Consider the following 10,569-nt stretch of genomic DNA (forward strand, 5'->3'; position numbering starts at 1 on the left):
CTTATGGCGGAAGCGCTCGTCGATTGTTTCCGTTTTTTTTGCAAACCGCCCCACTAAATTGACGTTACCAAATCAGTTTTTTCTGTGCGTTGTGGCCAAGGCGTTTCGGCGGGGGCGACCGGAGACGCTATATGGATTTCGAGTTGAAATGAAAAACCCGCCCGCGGAAGCAAAGACGTGTCAATTCGCGAGAATCTCGCTGCAAATCTTAGACGGCTGAGCAAGGACCATGCCTCCGTAAGTGCGGTATGCCGTGAGCTGCACATCAATCGCACGCAGTTCGAACGCTACCTGCAAGGGCAGACCGTTCCCAACAAGGCCACCGCCAAGCTGATATGCGATTACTTTCGGATCGACGAGGCCGAACTGTACCAGGATCCCGGCGCACCCGAGCCCGCGATGCGTGGCCTGCCGCCGGTTTCCGAGAGCCTGTTCAACCAGATGATCCGCCCTCCCAGTCCTTCGATCGCGGGCGGCACCTATTTCACCTATTTCTCGATCCCGGGCCGCCTCGACCTCCTGATGCGCTCGGTGACCTTCGTGCGGCGCGAAGCCGAACTGGTCACCTTCCGAAGGGTCACCGGATGGTCGGAGCGCCAGGGATCGACCTGGGCACGAGCGCGCGGCAATCACTATGGCGTGGCGATCTCGCGGCTGAACTGGATCTATTTCAGCGGCATCAATCGCCGACAGACCGGAGAGCCGTCGCTGATCTCCGTGCAATGGGCTCCCATCTCCGAACCGGTGCTGATGGGCAAGGCCATGCTTCTGACGGAGGCCGGCCCGGCATTCGTGTCCGTCATCATGCGGCGCGACATTGCCAATATCCAGGCAAGGGATGCCATCAGCATGGCGCATGTCATCAGCCTCGACGATGCGGGCGTCGACCAACTGGTTGTCAGCCTGACCCGGGACGGGTTGGGCTAATCCCTCGGATCGCCGTGTCTTACGCCAAATAAGAATAAGCGTACGCCGATAAAGCGTATGCCAACGATTGTCTACTCTGTATCTGAATAAAATCGATATTTTACACTTTAATGCCAGGAAAGATAATCCACACGTCCGTCTTCGGCTCGTGGTTTTACTATAATTTTAACAAACCATTAACTCTTCCGACCTTACCTTTCTTCACGCGGATCCCATTCTGGGGGTCTTTCAACGGATCCCAAATGGGGGTCAGGAAAGGGATAAAAATGGCCAAGAAAGTGACTAACGCTCCGAAGCTGACGATTGCCGCCGGCACGCAGACCGTCTTCTTTTCGCAGGGTATGCACTACAACAAGCGCTGAAGCCGTTCTGCGCCGACGAGCGGTTCGCTTGTCGGCGCCTCGGCTCCGCAGATGGCATCCAGCTTCATGAAAATGCGCTCTTCGAAAACGCTCGTTTTCTACCCCGGACCGAACAAGGTCACGGCATGCAACTTCCTGACCAGAAGCGTCTTCGAATGCAGCCCTGAGATGGTCGGCCTTCTCGCATCGTGGGACAAATGGGCATCGACGGCGGACATTGCCCGCGCCCATGGGTGGTCGAAGTCCGAGTTGAAGGCTGTCGTTCCGCAGTTGCTCGATTTTTCCGCCCTGGTCACCGCCGGATCGCCTCTCGCCGAGCAGGAGGAACAATTTTCAGGACAATGGAGTTGGGGGCTTCCGACGGCGCTGATGCATTTCTGCGTCCAGGACAGCGAATACATGACCATCGAGCAGGCGGAAGAGCGGCAGATAGAACGCGCCGGCCATACGCCGCAGCCGGACCTCCTGCTCAAGAATTCCGCCGGCGCTATCCAGCTGCCGAATGCACTGGAAGACAACGAACTTCTTAGCTTGATGGCGCGGCGCCGCACCAACCGCACGGCGGCTCAGCCCACCATCACAGCCAAACAGCTTTCCGATTGCCTGTTCGCAGGGCTCGGCATCATCGGCGAGACCGCCAATTGCGTTGGCACCCTGCCGCTTGGCATGACCCCTTCCGGCGGCGCGCGGAATCCCTATGAGGCCTATGTGGTCGCGCTCGGCGTCGATGGCCTCGAGCCCGGTGTCTATCATTATTCCGCCGCCGATCACGACCTTGGCAGGATTTCCGCGAACCATCTGCCGAAGATCTCCGAACTGGTCGGCGGACAGGAGTGGGCTGATAGCATGCCGTGCCTGATCCTGCTTTGCGCCAGGCTCGATCGCACGATGTGGAAATATGAGGACGCCAACGCCTATCGTGTCGTGCTGATCGAGGCCGGCCATATCGGCCAGAATATCATGCTGGCGGCGACCAATCATGGCCTGTCGGCATGTCCGACAGCCGCGCTCAATCATTCCGCCATCAAGCGGCTGCTTGGTCTCGACAGTCTCACCGACGCACCGATCTATGCCTTGACCCTCTCGACCCCGGAAAGAGACCCGTCCACCGCGAGCCAATCCATCAATTAGTCGACCAACAATGTGCAGTCCGGCCAGTAACGCGTTCCCCAGGGTATAACCAGAGACAGGAGCAGCACGTGCCAAATCAATCCTTACGCCAGTCGGAAATCGATAGTCTTCAATATATTTCGTCGATGACCAATGAGCTCGTGCAAATGGCCGAATCAAGCCGTTTTCCGATGATCTCCTATCTGCTGGGCATGGCCTATGCGGAGGCCTTCGACGTTCTTCGCGGCGCACGGCCGGCCAGGCATGCGCAGCTCAGCGGCAACCCGCTGCACCCCAAGGCGCAGGCAAAAGACAATCGTGCCGCCCAGCCACGGAGAGCGTAGCGACATGCAATCGTCAGCCGCATGCGCGGTGGCCGGCTCGACCTCCCGGCCAAACCGCTGGGAGACGCTGTGCGCGTTGCAAAGCCTGCTGCCGCTGCTGAAGAAAGCCGCGACGGATCTGCACCGCGCCGACATGGTCTACTGGTTCGAGCAGGCCGATGCCGAGGTCGCCAACATCATCAGGGGCCACCCCTCCGATGCAACCGCGATCCCGACCCTGATTGCATCCTGCCCGCAGGACCGGCATCCGGTCGCTCAGGCTTGATGCAAGTCGCCCGCCCAAACGCCACGCGCTTAGTGGTTCAGCGCCGCTGAACCGCTCTGATCACCAGCTTTCAGGCAATTCCAGACCGGAGCCTATTGCGCGCCTGGAATGCCAAGGGGGACCTGCACATGAACATGATAGCCAACATCAGAAGCGTCGATGCCAGGGAAAGCATTTTCAGTCGGCTCGACGTCTTGATCGCCAGGCGACCGCCATCGCCTGACGCCGCGCGGATCGAGGCCCGCCAACTCGTCTCGATGGCGATTGCCGACAGCTGCCAGGCCGACAGTCTCTGGGGTACAGTGGACGCCTTCCACGCCCATTTCGACTTCATGATGCAGACCATCGAGATCAACGGAGCCGATGACCCGAGCCTCGGGCTGTTGCGCACGAAATGCCGTTTCTATCTCGAACAGGTCGAGGCCCTGAGCCTGTCGCTGGCCTACTGACAGGCCGCTTCGATCAAATTCGGTCCTAGTTGCGCAGGCTGAACACGAACGGCGCTGTACGGCTCAGACGCGAACCGAGTTCCGGCGGCGGTGCCGGCACCGTGGCGCCTTGCAGCACGGCGAGCGCCGCACGGTCCAGATCCGCATCCCCTGAGGAACGAGAGAGCCTGGCAGACCGGACCCGGCCGGACGAGTCGACCGTGAAGGCGACATACGGCCTGCCTTCCACGCCTCGGGCCTTGGCAGAACTGGGATAGCGCGTGTGCCGCTTGATCCAGGCGCCCAGACGGGAGTCCCATTTGCTGGAGTCGCCGGAGCGCGACGTCGATTCCGCTGCCTTCGGCGCGGCGGTCCTGGCCGCGGGCCGTGCGTCGGCGCTGGCGACGGTTGCCGTCTTCGGCGGAGCCGCCTTCTCCTTCTTAAGCCGCGGCTTGGGCTTCTCGACAGGTTTTTTCGCCTTGGCCTCGACCGGTTTCTTGTCTTTGACAATTTCGACCGGTTTCGGCTGCGGCAAGGGAATGACGACGTCTGGCGTGACAGCCTCGACAACATCCGGGATGACCTCATCCGGCGGCGGCTGATCGGCCTGTTCAGCCGTTTCGGTCCGGTTGGGTTCGGCCTCGTCGGGCGCGACCGCTTCCGGTGGCTCGACAACCGGCTTCGCCTTTTCGACCGGTTCTTCAGGTGTCGGCTCGATCGTCGGTGTCGGTTCGGTCTGATCTGGCGTCACCGCGTCCAGCGCGGCGACCTGTTCTTGTACGGCCGGCATCACCACCATCGGCGCCATCTCGATCACCTGGGCCGGTGGCGGACCGCCGTCCGCTTCGGTGACCATGGTGAGATTCTGCACTGCATAGGCGACCGCGACATGGGCTCCGAGGACCAGCGCGGCAGCACCGGCCCACAAGCCAAGGTCGCGCCAGCCGAAGCGCGACATCTGGACCGAGGGCACGGCGACCGCTTGCGTCATGGCGCCGCCGCACGGGTGGCTGTGGGCGCGGGGGCATTGGACGCGGGAGCCGTCTCCAGGCCGACCAGCGCGATCTTCAGATAGCCGGCACCGCGCAACAGGTTCATCGCCTCCATCAGGTCGCCATAGGCGACCGCCTTGTCGGCGCGCAGGAAGATGCGCGTCTGCTTGTCGCCCTTGGTCTTGGCGTCCAGCGTCGCGGCGAAAGCCGGGCGTGGCACGCCGTCATTGCCGATCGCCAGCGTCAGATCGTCCTTCAGCGTCAGGAACAGCGGTGTCTCGGGCCTCGGCGCGGGCGTTGCGGTCGAACCCGGCAGGTCGACATTGACATCCACCGTGGCCAGCGGTGCCGCGACCATGAAGATAATCAACAACACCAGGATGACATCGATGAACGGGGTGACGTTGATCTCGTGGCTTTCCTCGAGATCGTCATCCATGGTCTGTCGGATTCTGCTTCCCATGGCGCTACTCCGCCGCCAGTGGCGCGGCCGGCGCGACGGTGCGGAAGTCGAGGTCGCGGCTGACCAGTCGTTCGACCCCTGCCGAGGCATCGGCGAGGATCTGCCGATAGCCGGCTATCGAGCGGGCGAAGACGTTGTAGATGACGACGGCCGGTATGGCCGCGACCAGGCCCATCGCGGTGGCCAGCAGCGCTTCGGCGATGCCCGGCGCGACCACGGCGAGATTGGTGGTCTGCGCCTGCGAGATGCCGATGAAGGCGTTCATGATGCCCCAGACCGTGCCGAACAGGCCGACGAAGGGCGCGGTCGAGCCGATCGTCGCCAGCACGCCGGTGCCGCGTGACATGCGCCGCGCCGCCGCCGCCTCGATGCGCGACAGGCGCGACGTAACCCGTTCCTTGAGGCCATCGCCTGAGACATGATCGAGGGCGCCGGCTGAGAGTGCGGTCTCCTCCTCGGCCGCCCGCACCAGCAGCGCGCCCGGGCCGCCGCTGCGGTCGAGGGTACTGCCGGCCTGCTTCAGCGTGGCGGCCTCGCCGATCGCCCGCACGGCGCGACGGATGCGCAGCTTGCCGCCGAAAAGCTCCAGCGACTTGGCCAGCCATATCGTCCAGGTGACGAGGGAGGCAAAGGCCAGCCCGATCATCACCGCCTTGACGACGATATCGGCCGCCATGAACATGCCCCATGGCGACAGGTCATGCGGCAAGGTCAATTCCATCGCCGTCGAAGGTCCGGCCTCGGCTGGCGCGGCTGTGTTCGGCTGGGTGCCTGGCTGCGAAGGCGCCATCGTGGCCGGCGGAGCGACTGCCGGTGCGGCGGGCGCCGGCGCAATCGGCGCTGGGGCCGTGGGAGCAGCCGGGGTGGGGGCATCAATCGCCGGCGCGGCACCGGCCGGTTGCTCCTGGGCCATCGCGCTGCCGGCCGACAGGATGACGGATGCGACCAACGCCGCCAACAAACCAGTTCTCGACAACAGCTTCTTCCTTGTTCTCACAGCGGCCAGCCGCCTTCTATTTCCCGCCGCCGCACCAGATCTCGTCACTGCACATAGCCGACGGGCTGGCCGGTGACGGGGTGCGCGAACACGCCCATCTCCACGCCGAAAATGCCTTTCAGAACATCGCTGCGCATGATCTCGCCGGGTGTGCCGCGCGTCAGCAGCTTGCCGTCCTTGAGCGCGATCAGTTCGTCGCAGTAGCGCGCCGCCATGTTGGGATCGTGCAGCACGACGACGACGCAGAGGTCGCGTTTGCGGCTGAGTTCCTTGACCAGCCCGAGCACCTCGACCTGATGGGCGATGTCGAGTGCCGAGATCGGCTCGTCGAGCAGCATGACGCCGGCGTTCTGCGCCACCAGCATGGCGAGCCAGGCGCGCTGGCGCTCGCCGCCCGACAATTCGTCCACCAGCCGATCCGCGAACCCGTCCATGTCGGTCAGGGCCAGCGCCTCGTCGACATGCTGCCTGTCCTGCGCGCGGAAGCGGCCAAGCGCGCCATGCCAGGGATAGCGTCCCAACGTCGCCAGTTCGCGCACGGTCAGGCCGGTCGCCGCCGGTGTCGTCTGCGGCAGATAGGCAAGCGCGCGGGCAAATTCGCGGGCGCCCCATTGCGGCAACGGACGCCTGGCGAAAGTGATGGCGCCTGAACTCGCCGGCTGTTGGCGCGCCATGAGCTTGATCAGCGTCGACTTGCCCGAACCATTGTGGCCGATCAGCCCGTAGACGCGCGAGCGCTGCAGTTCGAGCGAGACCGGACCGAGCAGCGTCCGCTCGCCGACGGCAAAGCGCACCGCGTCGATATGGAAGGCAGTCTGGGCATCAATTCCAGCCATGCTCATGGCTTTTCTCCAGTGCGGCCGCCCGCATTTCCAGATTCCGGCTTTCGACGGCTCATGCCCGGTTGACTATGAAACATGACCTTACTAGTCAACATTGAAGATGACTGCAACGATCAACAAATCGTCGCGACCGGCAATATCGACATGAAATTTGGAAAAGGGGGCGCAGGATGATCTCGGGACGTGGACTGATTTGGCAGGACCGGATGGCGCGGAAGCGCCTGCTGATCGCAGCGGTGTCGGTGCCGGCCCTGCTTGGCTGCGGCCATGCCCTGGCCCAGGAGACGGTCACCACCACCCTGGACCCGATCAACGTCCAGGAACGTGTCGAAAGCGCCTTCGGGCCGGTCAAGGGCTACGTGGCCACCAAGGGCTCCACCGGCACCAAGACCGACACGCCGCTGATCGAGACGCCCCAGTCGATATCGGTGATCACCAAGGACCAGATGGAAGCACAGGCGATTGACAACCTCGGCGGCGTTCTGCGCTACACGCCCGGCGCCACCGGCGATCTCTACGGCACCGACAATCGCGGCCTCGGCCTGCAGTTGCGCGGCATTTCGAACGCCAACGGCGTCTTCTACAGGGACGGGCTGCAGCTCAAGGAGAGCAATTTCATCCTGTTCACCGCACTCGATTCCTATGGCGCGGAACGCTACGAGGTGCTGCGCGGACCAGCGTCGGTGCTCTACGGCCAGGCTAGCCCCGGCGGCATCATCAACTATGTCAGCAAGCGGCCGACCGAGGAAAACCTGCGCGAGATCGAACTCGGTGGCGGCAGCTTCAATCGCTATGAAGGCAAGTTCGATTTCAGCGGTGCCGTGAACGCCGACAAGTCGCTGCTGTTTCGCCTCACCGGTGCCGCTCACATGGGCGACACGCAGACCGATTTCGTCAAGGACGACCGCATCTTCATCGCCCCGGCGATCACCTGGCAGCCCGATGCCGACACCAGCCTGACCATCCTCGCCAACTATCAGCGCGACCGCTCGGGATGGGCGATGCAGTACCTGCCTGCCTACGGCACGGTCATACCGGGCAAGGACGGCAAGTACCTGCCGAACAGCATGTTCGTCGGCGAACCCGGCTTCGACTCCTACAACAACGACCAGGCCTCGATCGGCTACGAATTCGATCACCGTTTCAACGAAACCTGGCAGGTGCGACAGCATGCCCGCTACGTCCACCTCACCCACACCGAGGAGGGCGTCTTTGGTGGCGGACTGACGGACTCGAACGGCCTGGAACCTTCAAGCGGCGACTACTACCGTTATGCAGATGCCGGCGGCACCAAACTCAGCGGCGTCACCATCGACAACCAGGCACAAGCCGATTTCGACACCGGGCCGCTTGCCCACACGCTGCTCGTCGGCCTCGACTACAAACGCTACACTTACCGCGACTATGCCTCGGAAGGGACCGTCGAGGACGGTTTCAACATCTTCGATCCGGTTTACGGGTACCCGATCACCGATCTGACGCCCTACACCGATACCGACACCACCCAGCAGCAGGTCGGTCTCTATGCCCAGGACCAGGTCAAGTTCGGCAACTGGCGGCTGACCCTTGGCGGCCGCCAGGATTGGTCGGACGCCAAGGTCTACGACAATCTGGCCGGCGGCTACATTCCCGAGCAGAAGGACAACGCCTTCACCAGCCGCGCCGGCCTGGTCTATCTCGCAGACAACGGGCTTGCGCCCTATGTCAGCTACTCCGAATCGTTCCAGCCCGTGGCCGGCGCCGACAGCGACGGCAATCTGTTCGTGCCCGAGACCAGCAGGCAATACGAGATCGGGCTGAAATACCAGCCGACCGGCTGGAACTCCTTCATTACGGCATCGGTTTTCGACCTGACCCGACAGAATGTCGTGCGTTCCGGTAATGAGGGCTCGCCCAACGATCTGTTCCAGACCGGTGAGATCCGTTCGCGCGGCGTGGAATTCGAGGCCGTTGCCAGCCTCGATTCCGGCTTCGACCTGAGAGCGGCCTACACCTATCTCGACACGAAGATCACCAGGGCGACCGCTGTCGAAGATGTCAACGGCGTCTGGGTCAGCAACGAGGGCAACACGCCCTTCGGCGTGCCGGCCCATTCCGCATCGCTTTGGGCCAATTACACCTTCATGGGCGGCAAGCTCGAAGGTCTCGGCCTCGGCGCCGGTGTCCGCTATGTCGGCTCGACCTATGGCGACGACGCCAACAGCTTCAAGGTTCCGTCGGTCGTGCTCGCCGACGCGGCGGTGCATTACGCCTGGCAGAACGCCACGCTCAGCCTCAATGCCAGCAATCTGTTCGACAAACGCTACGTCGCCTCCTGCTTCTCCTCGGGCTTCGGCTGCTTCTACGGCGAGGGCCGCAGGATCAACGGTTCGGTGAAATACACATGGTAGAAGCAATGTGGCGGGCCGGCCCAAAATGGCGGCGCTGACACGGCGCCAGTATCTTGCCGGCCTCGCCGCGACCGGTCTCGCTTTGCCGGGCGGCACGGCACGCGCGGCACCTGCCCGCGTCGTCTGCCTGGAATGGACATCGGCCGAAATGGTGGTCTCGCTCGGCGTGTCGCCGCTCGCCGTCGGCGACACCAGGGGTTATGGCGACTGGGTCCAGGGCCCGGCGCTGCCGCAGGCCACCATCGACCTGGGGTCGCGCAGCGAGCCCAATCTCGAACTGCTTCGGGAATTGCGGCCCGACCTGATCGTCGGCGCCTATGGCTATGGCTTGGACGAGAACAGCTTCACCAGATTGGCGCCGACCTTCAATGTGCCGTTCTACAGCGGCAAGGCTCCACCTTACGCGCAGGCGCAGCAGGTGACGCTGCAGCTTGGCAACATGCTTGGCCGTGGGACGGAAGCAGAAAACCTTGTCGGGCGCATCGAAGCCTCGATCGCCCAAGCGCGTGCCAGGCTGGAGCGGGCGGTGCAAAAACCGGTCTGCGTCGTCAGCATGTTCGACGATCGCCATGTCCGCGTCTACGGCGCCGGCAGCCTGCTGCAGGACGTCCTCGACCGGCTCGGCCTCGTCAATGCCTGGACCGGCGCCACCAATGAATGGGGTTTTTCGACGGTCGGCATCGAGGAACTGGTCGCCGTCGGCGAGGCGCAACTGATCTCGCTCGATCCGATCCCGCCGCACGTCAGGATCAGGATCGCCCGCAACTCGCTCTGGGCCAACCTGCCCTGCGTCCGGAACGGCCAAGTGCGGACCATTCCGCCGGTCTGGCCGTTCGGCGGTCTCACTGCTGCCGCGCGTTTCGCCGAATTCGTGGCAGCAGCATGATCGCTCAGGCAATGTCCCTGCCGCGACAGCGCGACGGCATCGGCGCGCTCATCCTGCTAGTTGCCGTGCCCGCGGGGCTGGCGCTGGTGCTGAGCGTCATCGATCTCATCCACCTTCTGCCGGCGCACCTGTGGTGGCAGGCGCTCACCGCCCCCGACACATCCGATCCAGTGCAGTTGCTGTATCGCTATGCTTTCCTGCCACGTGTCGCCGTCAGCGTGCTGGCCGGCGCGGCGCTCGGTCTCGCCGGTGTCGTCATGCAGCATGTGCTGCGCAACCCGCTGGCCGAGCCGACCACGATCGGCACCAATGCCGGAGCAAGCCTCGCTTTGGCGGCCGCCACCCTCTACGCACCATGGCTGCTGGAAGGCGGCCGTGAAGGGGTGGCGCTGGCTGGCGGCGCTCTCGCCACATCAGCCGTTTTCGCACTGGCGCGCGGGCGCAGCTTTTCGCCAGTGTCGATCATCATCGCCGGCCTCGTCGTCAGCCTCACTTTCGGTTCGGCCGGCGCGCTGCTGATGGCGCTCAACCGCGAATACACCGAGGAGCTGTTCATCTGGCAG

12 protein-coding genes are annotated in these 10,569 nt (G+C 63.5%); 8 read left to right on the plus strand and 4 right to left on the minus strand.

Going from position 1 to position 10,569, the window contains the following annotated elements; genetic code table 11:
- The first annotated feature begins 177 nt into the window (after nt 1-177).
- The 5 genes from EN884_RS11965 (at nt 178) to EN884_RS11990 (ending at nt 3,457) form a co-directional block, all read left to right on the plus strand.
- On the plus strand, nt 178-927 hold the full coding sequence (locus EN884_RS11965; protein ID WP_024504719.1) for a helix-turn-helix transcriptional regulator: 750 nt from the start codon (nt 178-180) through the stop codon (nt 925-927).
- Between the two features lie 530 nt (nt 928-1,457).
- On the plus strand, nt 1,458-2,420 hold the full coding sequence (locus EN884_RS11975; RefSeq protein ID WP_244514243.1) for a SagB/ThcOx family dehydrogenase: 963 nt from the start codon (nt 1,458-1,460) through the stop codon (nt 2,418-2,420).
- A 68-nt stretch (nt 2,421-2,488) separates the two neighbouring features.
- The gene (locus EN884_RS11980; protein ID WP_024504721.1) at nt 2,489-2,743 is read left to right on the plus strand and encodes a hypothetical protein; all 255 of its coding nucleotides are present in this window, start codon (nt 2,489-2,491) and stop codon (nt 2,741-2,743) included.
- 4 nt (nt 2,744-2,747) lie between these two features.
- The gene (locus EN884_RS11985; protein WP_024504722.1) at nt 2,748-3,008 is read left to right on the plus strand and encodes a hypothetical protein; all 261 of its coding nucleotides are present in this window, start codon (nt 2,748-2,750) and stop codon (nt 3,006-3,008) included.
- Between the two features lie 128 nt (nt 3,009-3,136).
- Nucleotides 3,137-3,457 (plus strand): hypothetical protein, encoded by a 321-nt coding sequence (locus EN884_RS11990; RefSeq protein ID WP_063170396.1) that lies wholly within the window; start codon nt 3,137-3,139, stop codon nt 3,455-3,457.
- 25 nt (nt 3,458-3,482) lie between these two features.
- On the opposite strand, the gene EN884_RS11995 is transcribed toward EN884_RS11990, so the two are convergent.
- The 4 genes from EN884_RS11995 to EN884_RS12010 form a co-directional block, all read right to left on the minus strand.
- Complete coding sequence (locus tag EN884_RS11995; RefSeq protein ID WP_063169481.1) at nt 3,483-4,427, minus strand: energy transducer TonB; 945 nt, start codon at nt 4,425-4,427, stop codon at nt 3,483-3,485.
- Nucleotides 4,424-4,891 (minus strand): TonB system transport protein ExbD, encoded by a 468-nt coding sequence (gene exbD, locus EN884_RS12000; RefSeq protein WP_063169482.1) that lies wholly within the window; start codon nt 4,889-4,891, stop codon nt 4,424-4,426. The genes EN884_RS11995 and exbD overlap by 4 nt, the downstream gene beginning before the upstream one ends.
- Before the next feature lie 4 nt (nt 4,892-4,895).
- Entirely contained in the window at nt 4,896-5,867 is a 972-nt protein-coding gene (exbB, locus tag EN884_RS12005) for a tonB-system energizer ExbB (RefSeq protein ID WP_013528968.1), read from the minus strand.
- A 65-nt stretch (nt 5,868-5,932) separates the two neighbouring features.
- Entirely contained in the window at nt 5,933-6,724 is a 792-nt protein-coding gene (locus EN884_RS12010) for an ATP-binding cassette domain-containing protein (RefSeq protein ID WP_063170397.1), read from the minus strand.
- Between the two features lie 212 nt (nt 6,725-6,936).
- Here EN884_RS12010 and EN884_RS12015 point away from each other — a divergent pair, with 212 nt between their 5' ends.
- The 3 genes from EN884_RS12015 to EN884_RS12025 form a co-directional block, all read left to right on the plus strand.
- Nucleotides 6,937-9,120, plus strand: a complete 2,184-nt coding sequence (locus EN884_RS12015) for a TonB-dependent siderophore receptor (protein ID WP_244514244.1) — start codon at nt 6,937-6,939, stop codon at nt 9,118-9,120.
- A 25-nt stretch (nt 9,121-9,145) separates the two neighbouring features.
- Nucleotides 9,146-10,006 carry an ABC transporter substrate-binding protein gene (locus tag EN884_RS12020; RefSeq protein WP_063169484.1) on the plus strand — a complete coding sequence of 287 codons (861 nt, stop codon included), beginning with the start codon at nt 9,146-9,148 and terminating at the stop codon, nt 10,004-10,006.
- On the plus strand, nt 10,003-10,569 hold a 567-nt coding region (locus tag EN884_RS12025; RefSeq protein ID WP_164894984.1), incomplete at its 3' end, for an iron chelate uptake ABC transporter family permease subunit. The genes EN884_RS12020 and EN884_RS12025, both read left to right, overlap by 4 nt.

It is taken from the genome of Mesorhizobium sp. M7A.F.Ca.AU.001.01.1.1, assembly GCF_004022735.1.
Taxonomy (GTDB): Bacteria; Pseudomonadota; Alphaproteobacteria; order Rhizobiales; family Rhizobiaceae; genus Mesorhizobium; species Mesorhizobium ciceri.